Source organism: Paenibacillus salivarius, assembly GCF_051307165.1.
GTDB lineage: Bacteria > Bacillota > Bacilli > Paenibacillales > Paenibacillaceae > Fontibacillus.
Genome location: NZ_CP195592.1, coordinates 2,003,353 through 2,028,455 on the forward strand (window position 1 = coordinate 2,003,353; position 25,103 = coordinate 2,028,455).

General features: G+C 57.8%; 29 protein-coding genes. 2 read left to right on the top strand and 27 right to left on the bottom strand.

What is annotated here, in order from left to right:
- Positions 1–12 precede the first annotated feature (12 nt).
- Both ACSFXJ_RS08845 and ACSFXJ_RS08850 read left to right on the top strand, forming a co-directional pair.
- Positions 13–2,097 (top strand): methyl-accepting chemotaxis protein, encoded by a 2,085-nt coding sequence (locus tag ACSFXJ_RS08845; protein ID WP_435924803.1) that lies wholly within the window; start codon positions 13–15, stop codon positions 2,095–2,097.
- Between the two features lie 184 nt (positions 2,098–2,281).
- Complete coding sequence (locus ACSFXJ_RS08850) at positions 2,282–5,074, top strand: glycosyl hydrolase (RefSeq protein WP_435924804.1); 2,793 nt, start codon at positions 2,282–2,284, stop codon at positions 5,072–5,074.
- A gap of 76 nt (positions 5,075–5,150) precedes the next feature.
- On the opposite strand, the gene ACSFXJ_RS08855 is transcribed toward ACSFXJ_RS08850, so the two are convergent.
- The 27 genes from ACSFXJ_RS08855 to ACSFXJ_RS08985 form a co-directional block, all read right to left on the bottom strand.
- Complete coding sequence (locus tag ACSFXJ_RS08855) at positions 5,151–5,525, bottom strand: hypothetical protein (RefSeq protein WP_435924805.1); 375 nt, start codon at positions 5,523–5,525, stop codon at positions 5,151–5,153.
- A 13-nt stretch (positions 5,526–5,538) separates the two neighbouring features.
- Complete coding sequence (locus tag ACSFXJ_RS08860; protein ID WP_219639064.1) at positions 5,539–6,321, bottom strand: N-acetylmuramoyl-L-alanine amidase; 783 nt, start codon at positions 6,319–6,321, stop codon at positions 5,539–5,541.
- Between the two features lie 14 nt (positions 6,322–6,335).
- Complete coding sequence (locus tag ACSFXJ_RS08865; RefSeq protein WP_219639063.1) at positions 6,336–7,406, bottom strand: reverse transcriptase domain-containing protein; 1,071 nt, start codon at positions 7,404–7,406, stop codon at positions 6,336–6,338.
- A gap of 295 nt (positions 7,407–7,701) precedes the next feature.
- A complete protein-coding gene (avd, locus tag ACSFXJ_RS08870; RefSeq protein ID WP_219639062.1) occupies positions 7,702–8,040 on the bottom strand; it encodes a diversity-generating retroelement protein Avd in 339 nt (112 codons plus the stop codon).
- A 69-nt stretch (positions 8,041–8,109) separates the two neighbouring features.
- Complete coding sequence (locus ACSFXJ_RS08875) at positions 8,110–9,588, bottom strand: hypothetical protein (protein WP_435924806.1); 1,479 nt, start codon at positions 9,586–9,588, stop codon at positions 8,110–8,112.
- Positions 9,589–9,605: 17 nt separating this feature from the next.
- Positions 9,606–9,962, bottom strand: coding sequence for a hypothetical protein (locus tag ACSFXJ_RS08880; protein WP_219639060.1), 357 nt, complete (start codon positions 9,960–9,962; stop codon positions 9,606–9,608).
- 14 nt (positions 9,963–9,976) lie between these two features.
- Positions 9,977–10,405 carry a hypothetical protein gene (locus ACSFXJ_RS08885; RefSeq protein ID WP_435924807.1) on the bottom strand — a complete coding sequence of 143 codons (429 nt, stop codon included), beginning with the start codon at positions 10,403–10,405 and terminating at the stop codon, positions 9,977–9,979.
- A 14-nt stretch (positions 10,406–10,419) separates the two neighbouring features.
- A complete protein-coding gene (locus tag ACSFXJ_RS08890; protein WP_435924808.1) occupies positions 10,420–10,806 on the bottom strand; it encodes a phage tail-collar fiber domain-containing protein in 387 nt (128 codons plus the stop codon).
- Positions 10,807–12,186, bottom strand: a complete 1,380-nt coding sequence (locus ACSFXJ_RS08895) for a hypothetical protein (RefSeq protein WP_435924809.1) — start codon at positions 12,184–12,186, stop codon at positions 10,807–10,809.
- Complete coding sequence (locus ACSFXJ_RS08900; RefSeq protein ID WP_435924810.1) at positions 12,183–13,331, bottom strand: baseplate J/gp47 family protein; 1,149 nt, start codon at positions 13,329–13,331, stop codon at positions 12,183–12,185. The genes ACSFXJ_RS08895 and ACSFXJ_RS08900 overlap by 4 nt, the downstream gene beginning before the upstream one ends.
- A 2-nt stretch (positions 13,332–13,333) precedes the next feature.
- Positions 13,334–13,753: a hypothetical protein gene (locus tag ACSFXJ_RS08905; protein WP_219639055.1), complete on the bottom strand. Its 420-nt coding sequence runs from the start codon at positions 13,751–13,753 to the stop codon at positions 13,334–13,336.
- Positions 13,746–14,045 (bottom strand): hypothetical protein, encoded by a 300-nt coding sequence (locus ACSFXJ_RS08910; protein ID WP_435924811.1) that lies wholly within the window; start codon positions 14,043–14,045, stop codon positions 13,746–13,748. Before ACSFXJ_RS08910 ends, ACSFXJ_RS08905 begins: the two co-directional genes overlap by 8 nt.
- A 5-nt stretch (positions 14,046–14,050) precedes the next feature.
- Positions 14,051–14,782: a hypothetical protein gene (locus tag ACSFXJ_RS08915; protein WP_435924812.1), complete on the bottom strand. Its 732-nt coding sequence runs from the start codon at positions 14,780–14,782 to the stop codon at positions 14,051–14,053.
- A 5-nt stretch (positions 14,783–14,787) separates the two neighbouring features.
- Positions 14,788–15,444, bottom strand: coding sequence for a LysM peptidoglycan-binding domain-containing protein (locus tag ACSFXJ_RS08920; protein ID WP_435924813.1), 657 nt, complete (start codon positions 15,442–15,444; stop codon positions 14,788–14,790).
- 4 nt (positions 15,445–15,448) lie between these two features.
- Positions 15,449–18,289 (bottom strand): hypothetical protein, encoded by a 2,841-nt coding sequence (locus ACSFXJ_RS08925; RefSeq protein WP_435924814.1) that lies wholly within the window; start codon positions 18,287–18,289, stop codon positions 15,449–15,451.
- A gap of 24 nt (positions 18,290–18,313) precedes the next feature.
- Positions 18,314–18,520 carry a hypothetical protein gene (locus tag ACSFXJ_RS08930; RefSeq protein WP_219639050.1) on the bottom strand — a complete coding sequence of 69 codons (207 nt, stop codon included), beginning with the start codon at positions 18,518–18,520 and terminating at the stop codon, positions 18,314–18,316.
- 5 nt (positions 18,521–18,525) lie between these two features.
- Positions 18,526–18,873 carry a DUF6848 family protein gene (locus ACSFXJ_RS08935; RefSeq protein ID WP_219639049.1) on the bottom strand — a complete coding sequence of 116 codons (348 nt, stop codon included), beginning with the start codon at positions 18,871–18,873 and terminating at the stop codon, positions 18,526–18,528.
- Between the two features lie 17 nt (positions 18,874–18,890).
- Positions 18,891–19,322, bottom strand: a complete 432-nt coding sequence (locus ACSFXJ_RS08940; protein ID WP_219639048.1) for a hypothetical protein — start codon at positions 19,320–19,322, stop codon at positions 18,891–18,893.
- A gap of 13 nt (positions 19,323–19,335) precedes the next feature.
- Positions 19,336–20,742 carry a DUF2586 domain-containing protein gene (locus ACSFXJ_RS08945; RefSeq protein WP_435924815.1) on the bottom strand — a complete coding sequence of 469 codons (1,407 nt, stop codon included), beginning with the start codon at positions 20,740–20,742 and terminating at the stop codon, positions 19,336–19,338.
- A gap of 5 nt (positions 20,743–20,747) precedes the next feature.
- Positions 20,748–20,969 carry a hypothetical protein gene (locus ACSFXJ_RS08950; protein ID WP_219639046.1) on the bottom strand — a complete coding sequence of 74 codons (222 nt, stop codon included), beginning with the start codon at positions 20,967–20,969 and terminating at the stop codon, positions 20,748–20,750.
- Positions 20,966–21,457, bottom strand: coding sequence for a hypothetical protein (locus tag ACSFXJ_RS08955; RefSeq protein ID WP_435924816.1), 492 nt, complete (start codon positions 21,455–21,457; stop codon positions 20,966–20,968). Before ACSFXJ_RS08955 ends, ACSFXJ_RS08950 begins: the two co-directional genes overlap by 4 nt.
- Complete coding sequence (locus tag ACSFXJ_RS08960) at positions 21,454–21,993, bottom strand: phage virion morphogenesis protein (protein ID WP_435924817.1); 540 nt, start codon at positions 21,991–21,993, stop codon at positions 21,454–21,456. Before ACSFXJ_RS08960 ends, ACSFXJ_RS08955 begins: the two co-directional genes overlap by 4 nt.
- On the bottom strand, positions 21,993–22,433 hold the full coding sequence (locus tag ACSFXJ_RS08965; RefSeq protein WP_435924818.1) for a DUF1320 domain-containing protein: 441 nt from the start codon (positions 22,431–22,433) through the stop codon (positions 21,993–21,995). Before ACSFXJ_RS08965 ends, ACSFXJ_RS08960 begins: the two co-directional genes overlap by 1 nt.
- A gap of 121 nt (positions 22,434–22,554) precedes the next feature.
- On the bottom strand, positions 22,555–22,830 hold the full coding sequence (locus ACSFXJ_RS08970) for a DUF7210 family protein (protein WP_435924819.1): 276 nt from the start codon (positions 22,828–22,830) through the stop codon (positions 22,555–22,557).
- Positions 22,831–22,843: 13 nt separating this feature from the next.
- The gene (locus tag ACSFXJ_RS08975; protein ID WP_435924820.1) at positions 22,844–23,758 is read right to left on the bottom strand and encodes a hypothetical protein; all 915 of its coding nucleotides are present in this window, start codon (positions 23,756–23,758) and stop codon (positions 22,844–22,846) included.
- Positions 23,759–23,780: 22 nt separating this feature from the next.
- Positions 23,781–24,134 carry a capsid cement protein gene (locus ACSFXJ_RS08980; protein ID WP_219639040.1) on the bottom strand — a complete coding sequence of 118 codons (354 nt, stop codon included), beginning with the start codon at positions 24,132–24,134 and terminating at the stop codon, positions 23,781–23,783.
- 15 nt (positions 24,135–24,149) lie between these two features.
- A complete protein-coding gene (locus tag ACSFXJ_RS08985; RefSeq protein WP_435924821.1) occupies positions 24,150–25,097 on the bottom strand; it encodes a hypothetical protein in 948 nt (315 codons plus the stop codon).
- Between the last annotated feature and the right edge of the window lie 6 nt (positions 25,098–25,103).

Genomic DNA, 25,103 nt, shown 5'->3' on the forward strand with positions numbered 1-25,103 from the left:
GGGGAAGCAGGCATGAAAAACAAGATAACTATAGATAAGACCCGCCTTATTGCCGGGTTACGCGAACTCAGGGTTCATCCGTCCAAGTCGGTGGGAGCACGCCTGTTTATGATCTTCTTTTTTGCGACCCTGGCTTTCGTATTATGTCTTGGAATCGTATCCTATCAGATGTCGAAAAGCACGATCAAAAATATCGCCAAGGCGTCGAACCAGCAAACCGTCAGCCAGACGGCCGAGAAGCTGGATTTGGTCCTGAAACGTTATGAAGATTCGCTGCAGCAATCGTTGTTCGGCAAAGAAATTCAGGAGCTTGTCCGTCAAGGCTCGCTTGCGGGCACGGATGCCAGACAGCAAATCATCATCAAGCAGAAGCTGGTCTCGGCTTTGGGAGGTTGGGCTTATTCCAATCCCGGGGTGCTTGGGGTATACCTGATCCCCGAGAACGACGCGATGCAAAGCGTAACTTCGGGGACGAAGGACGATGGTTTTCTGGAGAGCGCGAAGCAGTCGGAATGGTTTAGCGAATCGCTGGATTCCAGCCGAACCCTGTGGATGCCGGACCAAGCCGCTCCAGCAGAGGGTGGGCCGACCTCCCTGTTCCGCATGGTAAAATCGCTATCCGGCTCGATGGGAACGGGATATGTGGTCGTTGCCGACATCAAAAGCTCGATCCTTGGGGAAGAACTGGAAAAAATCAGCCTCGGCGAAAAATCCGTCGTACAGCTCGTCTCGGCTGACCAACATTTGGTCGCCACGTCCGCGGCCCAAGGAGAACCGGGATACGACCGGATCTGGAGCGCGGTAAAAACCGACCAGGAGCAGGACAGCCTGCAGGGCAAAGACGCGGTGGGGAAAGAGAGCTTGACGGTGTACAGCACGCTCGGTACCTCCGGATGGAAGCTGCTCAGCGTCATTCCCGTCGGCGAATTGACCCTGGATACAAACAAAATCATGCTGACTACCTATTTGTCCGCAGTCATCGTGGCGCTCATCGCCATCGCCATCGGTTTCTGGATGGCCAGAACAATCGCGGGGCCGCTCAATAAAATGAAGACATTGATGAAAGAAGCGTCGAAAGGCAATCTCAAGGTGCGTATGGAGAATCGAAGCCGGGATGAGATTGGCGAATTGTCTTTGTCTTTTAATGAAATGATGGAACAGATTACGGGGCTCGTAGACCAGACCGGCAAGACCGCGCTGGAAGTCTTGGAAACGGCAAAGGAGCTGGGGGAAGCCTCGCGTAAAACGGCCATTTCCGCCAAGGAAATTGCGGCAGCCACCGAGCAGATCGCTACGGGGGCGACGGATTTGGCCCAGGAAGCGGAGCGCGGCAACGAATTGACCGAGCAAGTCTCCGGGCAGATGAGACATGTTGCCTTGGTGAACCGGGAAATGGGGACGTCCGCTTTGAGCGTCGGGGAATCGAGCAAGCGGGGAATCGATCGGCTGGCAGCGCTAGAGGAGCAGACCGATCTGACCGGACAAAAAACCGCTGCGCTTACGGAACGGGTTAACGGTTTGAAAGAAACCGCCTCATCGGTGCTTGGTGTTCTTGACGTCATGCAAAATATTACGAAGCAAACGAATATTCTGTCTTTGAACGCTACCATTGAAGCGGCGCGAGCGGGAGCGGCAGGAAAGGGCTTCATGGTCGTGGCGGACGAAATTCGCGGACTTGCCGAGCAATCCAGGCAATCGATCGAAATGGTTGCGGGGATTGCGGATGGCATCATGAACGAAATGAACGAAACGGTCATCGCCTTGTCCGAGGTTACGCCGTTGTTCGGCAGACAGCGGGAGGCCGTCAAAGAAACGAATGCTATTTTCTATGACGTGCAGGAGCAAATGCAGGCGTTTATCGATCGGCTGGACTCGGTAACGGCTTCAATCGAACAGCTTGTTGTCTCGCAAGGCGTGTTGTCCGAATCGATGGGCAACGTCAGCGCCGTGGCCCAGCAGTCTTCCGCAACTTCCGAAGAAGTGGCCTCGCTGAGCGGAGAGCAGCAGAATGTCAGTGAAAGGCTTGTTCAGTTATCTAATAATTTGGAGCAGGCTTCTTCAAAATTGGAACAGAAATTGGCGTTATTTAAGTTGTAAATTGTTTGTGTTATCAAAATGTTATTACAATAAAATAATTTAATTATTAAATTAGCACTAACGTTATTGTTTATTCTGCTTCATGATGCTAATATTTTATGCGAAAGCAAAAGTTAGCTGATGAAGGGAGGTTAGTGCTACTTTTTTTAGATTCTTTATGAATACGATTCAAGGAGTGAGGCTTTTGAGCAGAGTTAAAAGGGGATGCATCACCGCCCTGGCGGCGCTCTTGTCCGTGCAGCTCGCCATGCCGGCAGGCAATGTCCATGCCGTGGACAATACCGAACGGAAAGGGTATATCGCCCAGGTTCAAACCGGTGCGCATTGGGCGCAGGCGAGCATTGACAGATGGCTGGGGTTGGGGGTGGTTCAAGGGTATCCGGACGGATCCTTTCATCCTAACGAGAAAGTGACCCGGGCGGAGCTTGCGGCCATCATCAATCGTTTGTTCGGTTACACCGACAAAGCGGAGGTTCCTTTTGCCGATATCCCCCAAGGGGCCTGGTACGGAGAGACTTTGTCGCTTGCTAAAGCGGCGGGCTATTATGAAGGGTTTCCGGGGAATCTGTCCAAAGCAACCGCTTTTGTATCGCGGCAGGATGCTGTTACCCTGATTTCGAAAGCGTTCTCATTGAAAAATGAAAGCGCTGCAAATCCCGTTGCGTTTGCGGATGCGGCCGAGATCAGCGGTTACGCGAGGGAAGCGGTAGCGGCGTTGGCCGGAGCGGTTTCCGGTTATCCGGACGGGACCTTCGGTCCGGAACGGACCATGACGCGAGCCGAGCTCATCACGGTTATCGATCATCTGGTCGCCAAGTTTTACCGGAATCCGGGAGCGTTCTCGGACGGGGAGATTTCGGGGAATGCGATCGTTAAGCAAAGCGGCGTCACCCTGAAGAACGGTACGATTGCCGGAAATCTGTATCTTGCTCCGGGCATCGGGGACGGGAACGCGGAGCTTCAAGGACTCACGGTAATAGGAACCGCATTTGTATCGGGAGGCGGGGAGCATTCGATACATATCGGCGATTCTACCTTATCGAAACTGATCGTCAATCGAACCGGCGGCAAGGTTCGGATCGTTTTCTCGGGGAAAACGAAAATAGTTCAAGCTTCCGTAGGCACGACGGCCGTCATGGAATTGGGGAACGAGTCCGTCATTACCGGCCTGGTGATTGGCAGCGGCGCGGAAGGTACGACACTGGACGGCCGGAGTAACGTGGACGTGGTTACCGTATTGGCCGATAACGTCAAAATTAACGGTCAGGCCGTTGAAAAAAACAAAAAATACACCTTGAAAAACGGCAAGTTACAGGATGCTGCCCTGACGGGCACCACGCCTCCGTCGACGGGCGCGGGAACCGGCGGTTCCGGTTCGGGCGGTTCCGGAGGCGTAGTCACCAATCCGGAAACTCCGGGAGCCCGTGCTCCTTATCTGGTGGATTCCCAGGCAACCGCCGAAACCAAATCGCTGTTTGCGTTCCTGAACGAAACGCGGGGCAAGGAAGTTTTGTTCGGGCACCAACACGACACGACGGTTTCCTTTGCCGGCAAGGACGATCAAGGCAAAGTCGTTTCCGATGTGAAAAATTCGGTCGGCGATTACCCGGCCGTGTTCGGTTGGGATACGCTCAGTCTGGACGGCCTGGAGAATCCGCCGGGAGTAGCTGGGGATTATGAAGCCAGCCGTATCGCATTGTCGGCGGCCATGAAGGAGGCGTACGAGCTTGGCGGTATCGTGACGCTGAGCACGCATCCTTACAATTTCGCCACAGGCGGCAGCTTCAACGACACCGGAAACACGCCGGGAGCGACGCAATCCGTCGTCACCCGCATCTTGCCCGGCGGCGACAAAAATGCCGATTTCCGGGAGTACCTGGACCGCATCGCGGCTTTCGCCACGCAATTGAAGGATGACGAAGGCAAACCTATCCCCGTTTTGTTCCGTCCGTTCCATGAGCAGAACGGCAGCTGGTTCTGGTGGGGTGCGGCCACGACGACGAAGAGCGAATATGTGGAACTGTACCGTTACACCGTGGAATACTTACGTGACGTGAAGCAGGTTCGCAACTTCTTGTATGTATTTTCGCCGAACGGACCGTTTAACGGAAACGAAAATGAGTACCTGGCGACTTACCCGGGCGACGAATTTGTGGACATTCTCGGGATGGACCAGTACGACAACAAGGACAATGCGGGAAGCGCCTCTTTCCTGAGCGGGCTGGTGAAAGATTTGAAGATGATCTCCAAGCTGGCTGACGCCAAAGGCAAAGTCGCGACCTTCTCTGAATACGGTTACAGCGCCCAAGGGATGAAAACAACCGGAAATAATGACCTGAACTGGTTTACCAACGTGTTGAATGCGATCAAAAGCGATCCAGACGCGCGCAGGATTGCGTACATGCTGACCTGGGCCAATTTCGGGGAAGGCAATAATTTATTCGTTCCTTACAAGGATGTTCCGGGCAAGGGAAGCCATGAGCTTCTTGCGGACTTTATCGATTATTACAATGATCCATATACTTCGTTTGCAGCCGAACTCGAAGGGAAAAACGTATATTCCCGCACTGTCGCAACGGCATCGGGCAAACCGTTTATGCATATCGTCACCCCGACCAACATCGGCACGGTTAGCGAAGCGCCTTTTGTTATCCGGGCGAAAGTGCTGAATACGATACCTTCCAAGGTGACCTACAGCATCGGTCAAACAGGGGAAGAAATCGAAATGAAGCTGGATGCGGACGGTTATTATTCGGCGGCTTGGCTTCCCGAAGCGGCGCTGAACGGGAAATCGGCGGAGATTACGGTCCGCGCGCATCAACCGGGCAAAGCCGCGCTCGTTCAAACGATCTCCGTGTTTGTTAAGGTAAGGGAGCTGCCGGTCAAGCAGATTACTTTTGACACGGCGGACAGCCTCGGTGTGGCGTCGCATCGAATTTGCGAAAAAATCTCACGTTTTTTGCGAAAAGTAGTTTAGGGAGACTGTGTAGAAACAGGTCGGCGGAGCGGGTTGTCGTGCCCACTCCATCGACCTGTTTTGTTCGCATCATCGCCTATCTATCGGCGGTTACTTGTTTGATCTTCAGGGTGCCGTCAGCTTCGGCACTCGTGACTTCATACCAGCCTTCGAGGCCGGGTATCTGTACTTGTTCGCCAATCAGGTCTTCAGTTCCTGCTGGCGTCTTCTGGAGAGCTTGCATGACGTTCTTTGTCCCGCTGTGAAACCCGATCGCCGTCGCGGCCAAGAGCACGCCTCCAATCGCGCCTTCAGGTGTGGCTCCGATAAATATCAGGCCGAGCACGATGCCGAGAACAAGCGCCACAATCGGCAGGAAACGCTTCTGCAATCCTGCCTGGCCGACGATCCACAGAATGAAGATCATGGCCGGGATCAGGGTCGCGTCGTAAATTCCGATGTCGATGTTCATGGATGACTCCCTCCTAGTTTTGTGAGATTTTTTGTTCCAGATATGTCACCGCGCGGTCCACGATGACGGCGGCATCCTCGCGGGTAATCGGCTTTCCGAATCCGAAGAAGTCGTCTGCCATACCGTTCATGATGCCCTTTGCGGCCAATCGTTCCGTCGCACCTTTGGCATAATGGCCGTCCGGTACGTCCTTGAACTTCCCACTGTTTTCCGGTTCAGGTGCAGGTGTTTGCGTCTTCTTCGATAGGCCGTACACCTTGACGATCCCGGCCACAATCGCATTTGCGCAATTACGTCGGTATGCGTCGCTTTTCAGGAGCTCTGCCTCTTCGCGGTTGGTCATGAAGCCGCACTCCGCGAGAATCGCGGTCATGTGAGTTTCACGCAGCATATGGAAGTTCTCCGCCTTAACGCCCCGATTTTTCCGGCCTGTTCCCATCACCAGATACTGCTGGATAGCTTCTGCGAGCTTAACAGCTTCCGCAGGGCGCGTCGTATAGACGAACGTCTCGATGCCTTGCGCGTCGTTCCAACCCTCCCCCATAGCGTTAGCATGGATGGAGACAAGCACATCCGCCTTCCAGGCGTTCGCTTTATCTGTCCGTTCTTTGAGCGGAACGTCACGGCTGCCGTCGTCCGCGTGGGTGAAGATCGTTTCCACTCCGATGTAGCCGCTCAAGCCATCGCGAACATATCGGGCGACTACGCTGTTGAATTGAAACTCCCGCATGGAATCGTCGGGGCAGCGTTTCCCCGGCGTGTCCGGCCCATGACCGGCGTCGATTGCTACTTTCATTTTCCGTTCACTCCTCACTCTTTGATTTGCCCAGTTCCCTGTGTCTTTGCGTATTGTTCGCCCTTGACGAGCGTATGTGTGGCGAATAGATGCTTGCGCAAGTTGTACGAGTTCGCATGCTTGACATGACCGATCCAGCTTTGCACCGTTCGCTCGATTTCCTCCAGTCCGATCGTTCCCTTGGCATATCCTCGTTGGAACTTTCGCATCTTCCGCTTCATGCGGATGACGCTGCTCTTTCGTACCAGGCGGTGCGTCCTCCAAGTGCGATACCCCAAGAAGTTGACGCCTTGTGATGCCGGGAAGATGGCCGTTTTCGGGTTCAGGCGCAGGCGCAAACGCCTGTTCAGGAATTGCTCGATGTCGTAATGAATGCGGTGCAGCTCCTGCTTGTCGTGATGGAGGACCACAAAGTCGTCCATATATCGAATGTAGTAGCCGATGCGGAGCGTCTCTTTGACGTAGTGATCAAGCTGGCTCAAGTAGATGTTCGCGAACAGCTGGCTGGTCAAATTGCCGACCGGAATGCCGACGCCGTTCTCCTCATCGCCACGGACAATGTGCTGAAGCAGCTGCATCGTATCCCTGCACTTCAACTTTCGCCATAGAAGGCGGATCAGGATGCCGTGATCGATCGACGGGAAATACTTCGATATATCGGCCTTCAGCACATACACGCGCCCATTCCATTTCCGATCCGTTTCTCGAAGCCAGGACACCAGCCGTTCGGAACCGGCATGAATGCCTTTTCCCACGCGGCAGGCGTAGCTGTCATAAATGAACGTCGGCTCGAAGATCGGCTCGATGATGTTGTTTATGGCGTGCTGCACGACGCGATCCCGGAACGGCAAGGCTTTGATGTTCCGCATTTTCGGCTCATACACGACAAACTCTCGGTATGGGCTTGTGCGATACGTCTTCCAGATCAGCTCGTTCTGAAGAATGATCAGATTCTCCTCCAGGTTGCTGCTGAACTGCAAAACCTCGTGTCGGAAGCGTTTATTCTTTCGAGCCTTCAGGTAGGCGATGTGCAGGTTCTCAAAGTCATATATCTGCGGGTACAGCCCGCCGAATCGTCGCGGCATCTCGTCTCCTCCTTGTCCTTCCAGGACGTTCGATCCTACTTGCCCCGGTCGGACGGTTCATATATTTGCCTGTCGCTGGTGCGCCAGGACGGGACCAGAATCCCAAGTCAAGCGCACAGCCTGAAACGGTTCCCACCGCAGGATCGGGCGCATTGATGACTTGCAGGCGCGGAAGCCGAGGTTCGTGTTCGTGTTCGACGGCAGATTGTTCAAGTTGAGCGCGAAGACCCCGGCATTCGAGCCATTGTTCCAGTTGCCGCCGCGAAGAGCCGCCTAGATTCTGGCCCCAAGTTTCTCATCTGCTGAACTTCCTCAACCAGCCGCCGAGCAAGCGACCGACTTCCGCGATCTGCTTGCCCAGGTGCTCGTACTTCTTGATGTCAATGAACCCCAAGTCTTTCGCGAGACGGATCAAGAATTTCAGCTTTTCTAAATCCGTGTCGATTTGATAGAGAATCGGCGCTTTGTTCTTCTGACGGTTGGCCTGGATAATGTTCTTCTGGATGTCCAGCATCGTATTTTGAATTTGCTGCCCCAGCGTGAACCGTTGTTGCTTCGGGAACCGGTTCACGACCGGGTAAGCGTACAAGATCAAATCGTACATCTTCTGGTAAATGACCAATTCGTGCGTCACGCTGCGTTTTCTCCTCTAGCTTCTTTTTGCGCCAAAACTTCAGATAACAGATTTTCAGAAAACCAGATTTCAGATTGACTTGCAGGCGCGGAAGCCGAGGCTCGGGTACGTGTCCGACGGCAGATCGCTCAAGTAGAGCGCGAAGACCCCGGCATACGAGCCACCGAGCCAGAAGCCGCCGCGAAGAGCCGCCCGCTGTTTGTATGCTCGCCACCAGTAACCATGAAGATTTTTATAATTGCTGTTACCGCCGGAGCTGACCGAATTGGGAAGCGCGAGCGCCTTCAGTTCGGCGTCGATCGAGAGCAGGTCGAGTTTCGCTTGACCATACTGGCCGTAATCGCCGGTGGCCGTCACGTTGTAGTTGAAGCTCGTATTCACCGTGGCGAACCCTTTGCCCGCGCTGGCCGCTGCCGCTGTCGTGCCGTTCGCACCGCGTGTGCAGCCGGTCAAGTTGGCCCCGTCGTTGCCGGTGTACGTGATTTGCTCGTTGTCGATCTGAATCGTGCCTGAGCTCGGAAGGTTCGGTCCCTTGTAATTGTCCGGGTACACATACGGAATCGTCGTTTGAGCCGCCGTAATGTTCGCGGACAACTTCGCCGCCGATCCGCCCGGAGGCGCGATGCAGTAACGCAGCTTGAGCGTGACCGTGGCGTTGTTGGCCGCTGCCGCTGCCGTCGTCCCGTTATACCCGCGCGTGCAGCCAATCAATGCGCCGGTGCCGTCGCCGTTGTCCAGGAACGACGTATATTTGATGTCCTCGTTGCCGATCGTGACAACCCCGGAAGCAGGCCACGCCGGATATTCGATGTCTTTCAGCGCGATCGTGCTGTCGGCGGCGGTGATACCGTCGGCGTCGTTGATCTTCGCGGTCTTTGCATGAGCATATACGCCGTCTTCGATCAGTAGGTCCACCCATTCCCAGACATTGCCGACAATATCGAAAATTCCGTTCGCTTGGCCGTTGTGGCTCCAAGAGGACGGTCCCGTCCCCGTAAGCGTCCTGCTCATAATCTGTCCGGCATATTGTGGCGCGATCGGGTCTTTAATGCCGAAGTTTTCCCACGAGTTCGCGTCGCGGTGATCGCGGCCATAGCTTGTGTTCCCTTTCAAGTCAGGGTTCAGCAGCCAGGACAGATAGGCGATCGCAGCCCATTCCTTCGGGCCGATCAGGCGGCAGGCTTCGCCATTGATCACGCGATTTGCGCAGGCCGTCTTTGCATTGTTCCAGTCGATGTCCGTCCACGGTACGACGCCCGCCTGCGATACGGCGGCGACCAAACCGGGAGCGTTGGAGTTCGTCGCTCCGCGACTTTTCGATGTTGCATCCGGCTGGCTGCATTGGTATTTGTCCACCCAGAAGCCGCCCATTTCAATGCCATTCAGTTCCGGCTGGGGAAGACCTGCTGTTTTGAACTTCGGCACGTACACCATCGTGGAGATGGCATTCGTACCCGACCCGTCGGACTTGCTGTTATGGATGAAATGTTTCTCCCGCGTACCGGCGAGGATTTGATCTCGTAATTGCGCTAAACTTAAACCAGGCATTTTGATTCCTCCTCAATTCATTCTGGAAAAGCCCAAACGCTGACGGTGACATCTTCCGCCACGTTCAGCGGCTGCTTCTGACTGACGACGATCGGCATGTCGTTGTCATCCCGTTCATCCGTCTCCACCATCACGATTTCGCGCGGCGGCACATGGGCCTCGGCGAGCTGCCAGAAGTGCCCTTGCGTGTCGTCGGTGCTCAAGCTGCCATCCGCATCGAGGTAAAGGCGGAAGCATTGACCTTCCCATTCGTTGAGACTGAACGCGCCACCCTGGCACTTGATGCTGTCGCCGAACGTAAACGGTGCGACGACGAGCTTGTCATCTTCCTCGGTGATCGTGGCCGGTCGCCCTTCATTGACCATCTGTAACATGGGCCGATTCCTCCTTAATCCTTGAAAATTTGATAATCGAACGCACCTCGGAAGTCGCCGGAGTTGAAGATCGTCATCGTGTTCGACGATTTGACGACCCACACTTCCCCGAGCGCGCCGTCGGGGTTGGCCGTCGGCGTGATCGATACACGGAAGTTCGTCGTGCCGAGGTTGTGGGTAATCGTGGTGCCGGTTGCTCCGCCGAAGTTACCCGTGCCGGACTGAAGCGCTAGGCGAATCGATTGGACGTTTGCCAAAAGCGTCGCTTTGCCTTCGCGCGCCGCCTGCACTTCCGCGTTGATCGCATCAGCCAGCGTTTTGAGAAAAACCGTGTTGTTCAGCAGCGCCTGGTGCACTTCGTTGTAGACCGTATAGACGACGGGCGTCTGCGCGTCGTACTCGGTCACGGTGGGGCTGAACGTGTTTTGACCATTGAGTGGCATCGTTGGTTCCCTCCTTAAAAGTCTTCGTCCCAGGTGAAGGTGAATTCATCCTCGGGTTCTTTCTTCTTCGCTCCGAACGTCTTGATCGCGACGACCTTGCCGTTCTGATCGATGAGCGCCTGCTCGGTGAGCACTACGCCGTTCAGCGTCCCCTTCGGGATCACGACTTTGTATTGCACCGTCGTGTCGTTGATCAGTGTGGCCGAAGCGATCGGGTACCGGGCGACTTCCGTTTCCAGGGCGGTCGCCGTTTCCGAAGGCTTGACCGGTGTCAGCACATCCCCTGGAGCATGGCCGCCGGTACCGAAAGCGATATGCGTGATCTTCGGCAGCGCGATTTGCCCGAGCCGGGCTCTTGCCATGTCCTTCCTAGCTTGCAGCATAGTGACCTGAAAGCTCATTCAGATGGCCCTCCTTTCGATGACATAATCATTTCGTCTCACAATTAGCGCGGCATTGTTGTGCCTTACGACCGAGAGCCTCATTTTCGCCGAGCCGTCCATGCGCCAGCTGCCGCCCAGCTGGCGACGACCGTCCATCGTTTCGGCATAGGCCAGATGTGTCGCGATCGGACGCATGCGAGCCACACCGGTCATGAGCAGAGCGCCGTTCATCAGCTGGTCGTTCGACATCTTGTTCTGACCATCCATGTAGCGCAGATGCTGGCCGTTCATGAACAGGATGCCGTCTCCCATGTGCCCGGCTGCACCGCCGCTCGCGGCGGTCGCAAACGCGCTGCGGACCTTGTACGCAAGGCCGTCCTCTCGCATGTCCACCTTCGCGCCATCCATACCCAGCATGCCGTTCATGCGGGGTGCGTGATACGGTCCGTTTATGCTCGCCCTGAAGACGGAAGCTTGCTGTCGATGCACCATGGTGATCGCCGTATCGGTGCTCGATTGGACAGACGCTGCCGCCGAATGGATGATGTGCGGCTGTGCCGACATCGTAAGCTGGCCGTTCATGCGATGCTTCCGATCGTGCAGGGCGAATATTTGACGGTCATTCTCGGCGAACGTCGAGATGCTGTCCGATCCTTTTGCGAAGGCATTTCGCATATCGATCGAGCCGTCCATCACCCGGCGGTCGTTCATCCGGTAGCCCTGGGGCCGGTTGAGCAGGTACGCGGGGGAGAGGATCGCACTTTCCCCGGAGCTGCGCAGCGTATAATCCGTCAGGGCGGCGAAGGTGAAGATGAACGCATAGAGCTTCGATTCGATCGGTTTCGCCTTGTTGATCATATGGAGCAGCCGGTCGCGATCGCGTTCCAGGAGTGCTTCGTCGCTGGCGTTCAGGTAGACGAGGAACTGCGACCACTTGGACAAGTAATCGACGTTTGCGCCTTCCTCCTTCGCCGTCATCGACTGCGTTCCGTCCATGAGCAGCTGTCCGTCCTGGAGATGGAACTTGTACTTCTCGCGGTACAGCGGATAAATCTCGGCTGCCGGGTACCCGAGCGATTCCAGGACGCGCTTCATGCCGGGCATGGTTCCGCCTTCGCGGTACAGATCGTAGGCGGCCAGCAGGCGCTTGCGGTAACTCTCGTCGCTTTCTCCGGCCAAGCGCGGCATCTTGCGATCGATGCCGTGCAGATCGAGCGCCCGGCCTTCCGATGTCATGATGAACTTCAGTTCCCGCACCCGGAAGGCCGCTTGCTTGGCGTCGTCCAACATGCCGCCGATCACGCCGGTGAGCTTCGTGATGTCCATATCCGCTTTGCGCGGCAGTTTCTTGAATATTCCGTGCGCCCAGGCGAAGAGATCGTCAGCGAACTTCCTCATACCCGATCCGCCTCCTGAACGTCAATCTGCACCGTTCCGAGCACCGCCACCTGCCTGCGGGTGATTGTCACCGATCCGACAGGCTGAAGCACGTCCACACGGACGACGCTCGCCGCGCTGCGCAGGTTGGAGTAGAGCATCGAGCTGTCAAACGGATAACGCGGATCGATGCGCAGGATGCCGTCGTTGATACTCGTTGCGCCATATCGGAACGTCTCCTGGATGCGGAGGTTCGCTTCTGTCTCGATCGCCTCGGGCGTGGTGTACTCGGGATCGTAGTACAGCACGACGTGGACATCGATCTCGACGGGTTCAGCGGCAAACGCCCGAATGTCGCCGATGATCGATCCCTTTTCGTCGATCAGCTGCTGCGCTTCCTGGACGATCGATTCCGATGGCACACCGGCGACGCTGGAGATGATGATGTCCGCCGTGCCTTCGCCTCTCGGTTGGTCATCCTCGATATGCACGGCCACGACGCCGTTGATCGATTCCACCAGCGAGCGGTAATAGTCGCGAATGCCGCCGGTGGACAGCTGTTCCCAGCGGTTAAGCGTCCGGGCCCGAAGGTCTTCGTCCGTTTCTTCGTCCGTCCCTTCGCGGTCAAGCCAGTCGTCCCGGTTCTCGATGGTCACGTAAGGAATGAACGTCAGCAAGTTGCGGATCGTCCCGCTGGCGGCGTTGTATGCGGCCCCGGCGGCTTCGGCTTCGATCGCGCCTTCCGCCTCCGCGACGCCGACTGCCAGCACGACGTTCTCCTTCAGGTAGTACCGGCGCTCGTTGCCTTCCAGATCGGGGTCGGTCGAGAAGATCGCCCCTGCTGGAATGGTGATGCGCTGACTTGTATTGCTGCGCACGAACGTAATCGTGCCAGTTGTTTTGGTGGCCTGCTTCCGGAAGACGCCATACTCCCGCGCCGCGACATCGAGCCATTTGCCGGTCGCCGAGTGTACGAACATTTGCTGGACGATGACTGGCAGCAATCCGTACAGAGCGGCGAGCGCCCGGAAGAACAGCGCCAGCAGCGTGTAGAACACACCGCCCTTGCGCAAAAGACGCGCCGGGAACTGCTGATCGCGGAGCTGCTGCTTCGCTTCTTCCATGAGCTCGTCTTCGGTTTTGGCTTGGATCAAGTCTTCATCCATGTTCATTCACTCCTTACCACGCGAACGCCGTCCACGGTAATCTGCACCGTCAGCTCCGCCGATTCGATCCCGTCCGGCGTCTGAACGCTGAACGATACGCTGAAGTCAATCTCCCGCAGCGTCCACGAATCGGCCCGAACATCCACGCTCCCCGGAACGACGAAGGAGTGTCGCTGCACGACTTCTTCCACGTCCTGGATCAGCTCTTGCCTGGACAGTTCGGTGTTCTCCCGTTGCAGGTACAGGATCAGGCGGGTGCCGTATGTCTCGTCGAGCGGATACGATCCGAGAACCGTCTCCAGCTCGTGCTTGACATCCTGCAAGTACGCCGCCTTTCCCGTCACCAGCTGCACGTCGCCGTCAGCGGATGCCTTGAAATTCCCCTCATCGTCCAGGTAAATGTCCGCCCAATCGTCAATCATCGTTTAACACCTCGTCGATGTAGGGGAGGGCAGGGTCACCGTAGTAAAAACCGACGCGGACCTTGCCTCCAACCTGGACTGTCATCCCGAACGGCATCGGCACGTTCGGCAACGGCGGAAAGGACGGGTGAGGGGTACCGTCCGCCGCCAACACCTGAAGGTCGCAGCCGGTCGGTTTCGTGTCGATCACGACCGCCTTCATCATGTGCCGAGCCGGGCTCAAGAGCTCGGGAAACTCTTTTTCGATGATGATTTTGACCGCTTCTTTGAACGTGTCCAATTCGTCCGGCATGAGAATCACTCGCTTTCTAACTTGTAATAGATTTCGGAGCGCAGCTTCTCGTCCTGGATGAAGTGATGCACCGTCTCCACCAGCGCGATCCCGTTCGCCCGAGGGTGCGAGATCGTGATGTACTGCGAGTGATCCAAGCCTGGAACGAACACCGTTCGGAACATGCCGATCGCGCCGTCGGCCATCAGTTCGAGGATGTTCTCTCCGTATTGGAACAGAAACATCTGGTCCGGCATTTCGAGCGGCTGCCACACAAACACGTCTCGCGTATCGAAGTAAGGCGCGAAGTCGATGCTCCAGTACGGATTGATGCGTTGCCGGATCATGTCATGCACGTTCAGGTTTGCAACGACCTGATCCTTCGGTCCGAACACTTGCGAAGCAATCGAAAACGCCTCGATTCCGGCCAGCTTCAGCCCGAACCGGATCATGTCCTGGGGTGTCGCCTGCAAGAAGGTTTGCATGACCTTCGTTTGCAGCAGTTTCGTCATGCTGTCTTTGGCGACGATCCACTCCTGATCCGGGCGGCTGACCTCGCCGGTGAACACCCTGGCGACGTTCTTCTCGTCGTACCCGATGTCGATCTCGACGATGGCTCCCTGGGGCGTGTCGATCTCCACTTCGTCTTTGAAAAGGAAGGAGGCATATCCTGCCGGGTCTTTGCGGGATCGCCACACATCGAGCGCCTTCAGACCGCTTGAGACGACCACGTTCCCGATGCGGATTTGCTGGAACATTACCGTCACCTCACTTTCGGCGCGTCGGCGTCATCCACCGCTGCGGACGAAGCGGCGAGCCTTGTCGGGCTGCTGCTGGCCCCTGGGATCGTGAGGCGCTGGCCGGTATAGATCAGGTTGACGTTGGCGATGTTGTTGGCCTTCGCGATGGCATCGACCGTCGTGCCGAACTGCCTTGCGATGGCCGAAAGCGTATCGCCTTTCTTGACGACGTACTGTTGGCCGCCGCCGGAGGCTGCCGCCACCTTTTGGACCGAGACGGTCGTCGATTCGGTCGCCTGGAACTCCAGACTGACCGCGATGATGTCGTTCACGTTCGTGTCCTGGCTGCGGAGCCGTAGCATCATCACCTGGCCGATGCCGCGCGCCTTGGCATGGCTGGATACGAACTTGTACGTCTGCGGCTTTTTCTGGGACGGGGAAGCACGGAACACCTTTTGAATGATGGCGAGCTTCGCTTCTGCCGTCCCGTTGTCGTCGTTCAGCAGCTTCAGGTTCAGCCGGATCGTGGCCGGGTTGTAGCTGTAATTAACGACCTTTTTACCGCCTTTGAGCTCCTCTTCGTCGGAACGAATGTCGCCCGTGATTTCCATCCCATCGTAAACACCAGGGAGGAGCGTATCGCCGACTTTGATTTGCTCGTCTTCCAATCGAATATCCATACGCTCACTCCCTGTGCTGTTCGATAAATCGCTTCAGATCGTCGAAGAAGTTGCGGCGCTCGCGTTCGCTGCCGCCGTGATAATGCAATTCGATCGTCGGGCCTTTCTGGCCGTTTTTCTCACGAATCGTCTCACGAACGGTCGTGCTTTCGCGGAATACTTCCTTCACGTCCACCCGGTTCGGGCGCATTCCTGGCGACGGAGCTGCCGGGAACGGCGCGTCATCCGTGTCGGGAACGCCTGGAAACGGGGCTGGTGAAGGGAAACCGCCGGGTACTCCGCCGCCTGGGATCGCTGGTACCGGCATCGGCTGGATGCCGAAGGTCAGCGATCCGGCTGCCGCTTGCAGCCATTCGGCCCCGCGACGGAAGCCGGAGACGATCATGCCCGCAAGGTCTGTGAACTGATGCTTCAGCGTTTGTGTGAAGCTCGCCGCGACACTCAGCTCCTGGATGTCGGTCGGCACAGTTTCCGCCATGAAGCGGACGGGGTACGTCCGATCGAGCTCCACGCCGTCCATCATCCGAGAAGCTGCGGCGCGCAGCTGTCCTGCGCCCTTGTCCACGCCTTCCGCGATCGTGCCCGGTATTTTCGAGCCCGAATACGTCAGATCGGAGAGAGGTCCGGTCTTCGCATCGGAGAACGGTAGCAGCTCGCGGACCTTGCCGAAGATGTTTTTCACCGCTTCGACCGGTGCCGTCGCCACCGACTTGATGCCGTCCACCAGCGTGTTGATGATCGCTTTGCCGCTTTCAAAGAGCCACGATCCGAATCCGCCGATGAAGGTCTTGATACCTTCCCAGACGCCGGTGACAATACCCACGACGCCATCCCAAGCGCCTTGCCAGTCACCGGTGAAGATCGCCAGCGCCGTCTTGATGATGCCCGAGATGACCGCCCAGGCGATCATGATAATGCTCTTAATTGTTGTCCATATGAACTGGATCGTCGCTGCGATGAAGTTGAATCCGTTGATGATGATCGACTTCAGGATTTCGAGCGCCGCCATGACATAAGGTCCGATTGCAGCCCAAACCCACTGTATAAAGGTGAACACACCCGCGATGATTTGCTGCACATACGGCCATATCGCCAGCGCCCACGTCAGCACCGCATTGAACGCCTGGACGACGCTCGTCACCACGTTCGTGATGATCGGCACGACCGCCTGATAAATCGCCAGGAAGATTTCTCCGACGAAGGCGAGCACCGGCGGCAGATACGTCGTCACCGCCCGGTAAATCGCGGCCACCGCCGCGAGTACGACCGGGAACACCGTCTGGAACAAGCGCCCGAGTGTGACGGCCAGCGGCTGTACCGCATCCCAGATGTCACGGAACGCTTTGACGCCGGTTGCGAGCAGCTGCGTCAGGATCGGTCTTGCAACTTCCCATATCCGCGCCATCATTCCGCTCACGTCTCGGAAAATTCTCGTGACGATCGGCAGCACGTTGGTCTGGATGTAGGCGAAGGCTTCAACAATCGCGTCCCGGATCACCGGCCAGTACGTGACGGCCTGCTGCCTGATCCAGCCGAACGCTTGCATCGCTTGATCGGCAAACTGCCGCAGAGCGGACACCGCCCGACTGACCCAGGCTTGCGTGCCATCCGATTGCCACCAGGTTTTCAGAGTGTCGAACCAACCGAGCAGCACTTTTTTCGTGCCCTCGATGCCGCCGTTCAGCTTGATCAGCCAGCCGATCAAGAGGCCGACGGCGAGGATGATCCAGCCGATCGGGTTAGTTAGCATCGCCGCCGACAGCAGCCGCATGGCGACCGTCGCCACCATCGTGTACGTCCTCATCACACCGAGAGCGGTCGCGACCGCGCCGATTGCGATAGCGATGCCTTGAACGAAGGGGCGAATGCTCTGCCAGTTGTCCCGCAGGAAACTGAAGATCGGGGCCGCCACCTTCTGCACGGCTTGGAAGCCGGTGCGGACGAGCCCTGCCGCATAAGCCACTTCATTCGCAACGATCGCTCCGGCTCGGTGTACGTTGCCGATGAACCGGTCGATCGCGCCACTGTCTTGCAGTCGGTCCAGTACGCCCAAGAAGGAGCCAAGTCCTTCCTTCAGCTTGTCAAAGAGCGGAGCGCCAAGCCTTCGTCCGAGCGTGCCCATGAAGTCCTGGGCGTTGGAGATCATGCCCTTGAACGACTTACTTTGCATCTCCATGCCGCCTTTGAACCGGTCTTCCATCAGGGCGAACAAGGCATCGTTGAAGGCTTGCATATCGGTGATCTGGCCCTTGTTGTTGATCGGGTTCGATCCCATCAGCTTCGCTTGGTCTTCGATCATGCCTTTGGTGATCCCGAACTCCTTCAGGCGCTCCAGCTCACCGGTCTGCGCATCGGCAACGGCCTCCACGGCTTGCATCAGGTCTTTGCCCATGACGGACGCCATGTCGCCGACGATGCCGAGCGTCTTCTGCGCATTGATGCCGTAGGCGGACATCCGCGTCGTCGCCTCGACGATCTGCGGAATCTCGAACGGGGTTTTCGCGGCGAATTGCTGCGCCCATTCCAGCGTTTTGACGGCTTCTTCCTCGCTCTTCAGCACGACAGACAAGGTGTTTTTGTACTGTTCCATGTCTGCGTTTGCGCCGACTAGCCAACTAAACCCCTTCTTGACGGCAGCGAACCCGCCGAGCGCGACTGCAAGTCCGCTCAATGTCGATCGAAGGCTGGAGCCGGTCCGCTCGAACGACTTGGAGGCCCGTTCAAGCTCGCCCATGTCACCGCGAAGGTTGTCAATCGACCGACCGGCTTTCATCGCTTCCGGCGTTACTTTATCGACCATGTTCATGATGACGGACAACTTGAACAGCGAGCTTAAACCGCCCATATATGCGCCCCCTTTCGCGCGCCGTCATTTTTCCTTACCGCTGCCGAAGGCCATTGCGATCGCAGCGGCGTGGATTTTGATTTCCCGGTCCTCATACCATAACGACTTTGCATAGAACTCGGAGAAGTCCTCTAGTTCTAGATTGTCGGGAGCTTCCGGGAAGTATTTGCGGATCAGCAGGTGCCCGGCTTCGAGGAAGTTGGAATCGATCTCCTCGAAGCGCTCGGACACCGCTTCTATAACTTTTTTAAGCTGGTGGCCGCGCTTGCTCCGACAAGCTCCATCAGGCGACTGGCGGTGTTAAACGGCAGCCCCGGAAACTCGTCGGCTGCCTGACGCAGCTCTTCTTCCTGCTCGGGAATGATGCAGGAGAACGTGAGATTTTTCATCGCCATGTCCGGCTTGGAGTTGAGCTCCTTCGTAAACCGGGAAATGTCGCTCGACTTCGGGCGGGTGAAGTAGAAGACGAACTCGGCTTCGTCGCCACTCTCGTATTCCAGCCCTTCGATGCGAATTTCGTACACGCGCCCATATTTTTGCTTCAGCTCTTCCTTGTTGATCGGTGCTTTGGCTGCTTTGCTCATGGATCGTTACCCTCCTGTCAAATTGCGCGAACGCCGTCGCGGATGATTTGGCCGGTCACAAGGATTTCGAGCTCGACTTCGAGCTTCGTGTCGCCTTGTGCCCCTTTGTTGGACGTTTTCGTGAACTTGCAGCCCCGGATTTCGTCCGTCCGTGTGCGCTCGCCGTCATTGGCGTATGAAACGGTGATCGGGAAGAGCGGCAGCCGGTACAGCGGCTTGCCCTGGCCGCGCGCGTAATCCAACAGCTTGTTGAACTCATCGCGCAGAAGGGTGATCTTGGCGCTAGCCGTATAGTTGCCGTTACCGTAACCGAGCGGAGCCGCGCCTTTGCCATACGCCAGCTCGGCGGACAGCTCGTCGTCGTAGTCGATTCCGGAGATGGCGATCGCCACGCCGTAAGGCAGGCCGACGCTGATCGATTCCCAATCGTACACCTTGCCGTTAATCATGCAGCTTCCTCCTTTAGCTTAAATTCGGATTTTGCAGCTTCAGCCGAACCGTGATCCACTTCATGATCGGGATCGGCACGACGGCCAGATCGATGTCCAGGCTGCGCGTCGAGAAGATGTCCTGCCCTTCCGGGATGGAAAGGGTGAAGTCGCTGATCTCCGGCGCTCCAGCGGACATCATTTGACCGGAAAGCGGTGCGGCCAGATTGGCGATCAAGTTGTCGAGTCCGTCTTCGTCCGCTTCGCTTTGCACGAACCGGACGCTGGCCTGGCGAACGAGCCGTGCCGCCTTGTCCACGGTCCGGCGTACTTCGACGAACTCGAAGTCGGAACCGGCATTCGCCATCATCCGGCCATTCGTGATATAGAAGCCGGAGAGCCCCTCAAACGTGCGGGCCGTGATGTAACCGGCGTCGTCGAGCGCTTTGATATGGCTGTTGTCCATGCCTTCCATGAGCGCCGTCACGTTCGTGAGCGGGAAGCTCATCACCTTGCCCGGCGATTCGCTGACACGGGCGCGTGCCAGAATCCCGGCATACACACCTGCGAGATTCGTCCACCGGACGCTGCCGTCCAGCGCCGCGACCTGCACGATCGGGGCGACGACGGACACGCGGTCGCTGACGAAGCTCTGGCGGGCAGTAATCAGGGCTTGCACCCACTGATCGACCGTTTCGCCCTCATCGGGCCGCTGCGCTTCGCAGATGAAGTGGATCGGCTTGTGGTTCTCTTCCAGCGCCACCGCGTCAGAAGCGCACATCGCCCACAGGGAGCTGTCGCTCTCGCCGACGACGTGGATGTACTCGTAATTCAGCGAGTTGTTTTTGACCACGTTCATCGCGGCCAAAAAGTCGGCATTACTCATTTGCGGCGCGGTCGTCTCGAAGCGGTATTCGTCGCCCTCGACGAAGTTGTCGGTCGTCGGAGGCGTCGGTGACGTGAAATTCAGCGTCAGGCCAGTGTCCGGCAAGGCGATCGTGCCGTTGCTCGGAATCGTGCGGACCGGTCCGAACGTGCTGCCGTCCAGCGAGAGCTGATACTGCGCCGCGTTGGCCGCGCCCGACTTCACGATCTTTACGATCACGTCGTGCCGGTTGTTCGGCGTGCCGGTTACATTCAGCACTCTGCCGCCGGTGCCGGTTTTCGTCACCGCGCCGACCGTACCCGCGACGCTGGCCGCTGCCGGGATGACGATGATGTCACGAGCGCCAAGCTGCATGGAATCCAGCAGCGCGCGGACAAGCTCGCCGGTCCCGAACGTGGATGCGATCTTGCTCGGGTCGGAAACCCGGTATATTTGGTTCGGCGTGCCCAGCGAGCAAACACCGATTTTCAGATGGACGCCGCCAGCCGCGTCGTGTGATGCGCCGAGGCCGCCGTCCTGGATGACGACTTTCGCGTCAGGAAGTCCTGTCGGCATCCCGTTCACCATCCTTTCTTATCAGGCCGCACGGGCTTCTTCAGGAAGCTTTCGACGGCCTTTTCATACTCTTTTTGCGTGCATTCGTAGCCTTCCGCCCAGCCGCTTGCAGCGAGGAGGCCGACGAAAAGCGTCTGGCCGGTGCCCAGGGCATCCCGCCATTCTTCGATCGGCCTTTGTTCCGCTGCCGGTTTCGGGTCGGACGCCGGTTTCGTTTTTTCACTCATGGGCTTGTCTCCTCCACCGTAATGTTGTTGATCCGAACCTGCTCGATCTTGCCGAGCTCGCGGTCGGTATAGATGCCCCATTCAAATTCGATGAACACCGTGGCCGCCGCGCGGTCCTTTTGGTCGGGAATCCATTCGATTTCCTTCGGCCTAAGCGGCGTATAATTGCCCTGGCCGTCGTCGATCCCGTCCGGCAGCTCGGCAAGCAGCAACCGAATCCAGGCATCGACCTTTTCCTCGTCGCGGTCGAAGATGGTCACTTCGATCGGCGTGATCCGCCTAAATCGCTTCGATCGGAGGAAGCGCCGCCCGGCGCTCTCGAACTTGGCCGCCTTCCGGTGATCGGGCTCCAGCTTCTCGCGGGCGGTCAGGATGATCGCCGAAGGGGAAGCCCGAACGCGGTCGAAGGCGTCTTCGTCGCGGAAAATCTGCTTGATTCCGCCGGTTTGCAAAGTCGTTTCGATGAGATTTTTTGCCGTATGGATCATTGGACACGCTCCCGAATGAACTCCTGGATGAGCTCCTTGATGTCGGCTTCCTCGCTGCTGGATACGCCGAGGAAAGGACGGGCCGGGATTTCGACCTTTTTCCCGCGCCCGGCTTTACCGCCGAGCTGCTGGACCGCTGCCTGCACAAGGTTTGTGCCGATGGCTGCGCCTTCGCCAGTCGCTTTCGTGGCGATCGAGCGCATCAGCCGCCCGGTATCCTTCAGCGGCTTGCCGCTGGCGACGATCCGCTCGGCTCGCTTCGACACTTTGCCGCGCTTCGTCCGGTACCCGCTGGAACCGTCCTTTCGTCTGGTTCTGCGCATGGCGCGGGCGATAAGCGTAGCAGGGGAGAGCGGCTCCCAGGATTCACCTTCCGGCGATCGCTCCGTCTCGAACCGTTCCTTCGAGCCTTCGGCGACGATCTGCGCGATTTGCGCGTTCAGCATCCGCAGCTCGCTTTTGGAGAGGTTCAGATCGCGGAGAATCTCGAACAGCCGGGACCAGTCACCCTCGACGCGAACGCCTTCGGCCGCCATCAGTCGTACATCCTCCGAAAATCCTCGCCGTACACCTTGCGGCGGGCGTAGGTGCGGATGCCGCTTTCGTTGGCCGAGAGCTTCACTTCGTCCGCCGCGATCTTTTCCAGCAGTTTGATCGCGTCCCGGTACCGGCGCGTGAACACGTTGTCCTCATCGTTGTAGTGACGGGTGAACAGGTTGTAGATCGCGATGTCCGCCGTCAGCTTGTTCACGATTTTCGGAACGGGGTAGAGAGGGACGGGATAGCGCATCGCGATGTACGTGTTCACAACCGCCGTCGCCGCGTCGATCGCGCTGTTCGCGTTGCCCTCATGGATGATTTCCTGACCGTTGTCATCGACCGCCGGATTGTCCCGGTCGTTCGTCAGCTCGATCAGTTTCGACTTGTCGATCTGGCCGAGCAGGTCGTCGATTGTGCAGTACATTGCAGTTGTCACTCCCTTCAACCTTCCAGCACGTTCTATAACGGCGTTATCTGGCGTTATAACACCCCGATGTGTATTGGTGAGTCCTTTTATACCCCCAAGCCGTCAAAATCGAAAATAGAGCGTCTGGACGTTATTCTTTCGGCGTGTCGTTCTCGCCGTCTTTCGGCGGGTCGCCAGTGCCGCCTTTCGGGTCGTCCGTGCCTTCCTTCGACTTGCCGCCGGAGCCGGAGTTCTTGCCCCCGGACTTCGGCTTTTCCAGCGCTTCGATTGCGCCGAGATCGAGCAGGCGCTCCGCCTCGGCTTCGGTCAGCTCGACCGTCTGGCCGGGCTTGACCTTCTCGTCGTTATGCCGCAGCTGGCGCAAAGCCTTGTAGGATGCCGTCGTTTGCTTTTCCTTGTCCGCCATGACCTAGCCCTCCTTATACCGCACCGGTGATGAGGAAGCCCGCATCCTTGGAGGTGAGCTCCACACCGTACACATCGGCAACGTGGATGATGTTCGACTTGACCGTCTCGTCGCGGTACTTCGACGTTTGCGGGCGGCCACGCTTGCGCATCGTGTAGCCGTAGCTCGGCACCCAGATGTCGGCGGAGCTCTCCGGCACGTAAGCCAGGACGAGGTTTTTGCCCCATACATCTTTCATCGTGCCGTCGCGATCCGCGTACACCGCCTTGCCGACGACGACTTTCTTCACGTCGAAGATTTCGGCAAGGATGTCCGTCGTCGCGATCCCCTTCATCGAATACTTGATCTTTTCGATGATCTGCGGGTGATTCTTCAGCACTTCGTACACGGACGCGCCGATCTCCAGCACGTTCGGATACAGGCCGATCTTGCTGCGAATGGTCGATCGTCCGTCGCCGATCACATCGATCGGCTTGCTGGCCGGATCGGTGAATACGGCGGTGCCCGAAAGGGCTTCGACGTGACCGGCGGAATAGTTGGCCGGGTTTTGCGCGGCATCCGCCTGGTCCTTCTCCATCTTCAGCCGGATGTTGTCGGTCAGCATCTTCGTGCGGCTCATTTCGAACTTCAGCACTTCCGCTGCTTCCTCCAGCTCGCGGTCGTCGATCGGCGCTTCGAGCGCTTCCTCCTCCAGGGAGTAGGGCACCGTCGTCGCGTCCATCTCGATGCGGTTCGTCTTGCTGCGGATCGCGCGGCGCGTGTTGTAGATGCGGAACGCCTCCGCGCCCCATTTCGGGATTTTGCCTTGCTCCTTGTCCACCGGCACGACCGGGAACAAGTTTTCACCGATGTACTCGGCGTTCTTGTAGCCGATGGCCACGTTGGTGAGGATCGGGTCCACGATCCTCGTCTTCTCTAATCCGGGCATGGTTTAGCCTCCTTTAGGTTGGTTATGCCTTGGCATACGGTGCGCCGATCAGCACTTCGACCGGCTGGTCGAGAGCTGCGGCTTCCAGGGCGACGCCGTTGATGACGTTGCCTGCGGCTGCCGGAACCGCCCGGCCTTGCGCGTCGCTGGTGACAGGATCTCCGGCGTTGATGGCAGCCCCTGCAACGACCGGGGCCGTGCCGCCGGTGACGACCGTCAGCGCTGCGCCAGCAGCTGCGGCGGCGGTCAGCGAAACGCCGATCGCGGCGGCTCCGGCTCCGGCCTGTGCTCCGGCTGCGGTGACGAAACGGTATTCGCCGACCGCGGCGGAAGCGATCCGGGTGATCGTATGACCGGGATTATATTGCGTGTTCATGGCCGCTTGCCCTCCTTACGCCCGAGAAACGGCGATGACCGCTTCTTCGTAGCTCACTTTGTTTTTCTCCGCGAAGTCGCGGGCCTTTTTGTCGAGCTCCAGCCGATCTTCATCGACCTGCTCGTTCGGGCCGACCGCAAAGTCGGCGGTCTTGCTGCCGCTCGCCTGGTTCTTCGCGAACTCGGTGAACAGCGCGTCCTTGTCCGGCAGATTGCCGACAAACGACCGGAAGAACTGATACGGCGACTGTTTCACCGCTTTGCCTTCCGCCGAGAACTCGACCGTCTCCTCGTCAGGCAGCTGCTGCATGAATTCGGCCAGGCCGGTCCGCAGCGCCGGAGGGAGCTTCGTCTTGTGCTCGTCGAGCAGGGCGTGGATGTCGCGCTCGCGCTCCAGCTGCTTGCGGGACCGTTCGCGCTCGGCGGCGAAGTCGGCCTCCATTTGCTTCCTCATCTTCTCGCGCTCGGCGGCGAACTCTTTTTCGAGCTCGGCCCGCACTTCTTTTTTGATGTCGTCCTTGTTGTCCGGCATCTTCTTGGCCTCCTTGTTTTCGCCTGAAAATTCCAGGTCGATTTGTATGCCTTCACGGTCCTCCTGGGAGAACTCGATGGGCTTCAATCCTTCCACCGCCGGGGCGGCTGCGCCGAGGAACCCGACGTGCCGCAGCGTCCAGCCGTTGTCCGTCTTGCGCAAGCGGACGGACACTTTCTTGTAACGCCCGGCATTGACCGCCTCCGAAAATTCGGGCACCACCTGTCGGAACGATGCCAGCAGCTTGTCGCCTTCGCGCTTCAAGGCGGACACCCACCCGAAGGCCGGATCGTCCTGCTTCGGATGCCCGATGACGATCGGTGCCTCGAACTTGTTCGGGTCGTAGTTGTCCACGACTTGCTGAATGTCGTCTTCGGTAAAGTCGCCTTGCGGCTCATAGCGCCCGGCGCGGAACACTTCGTACCATTTCATCGCTTG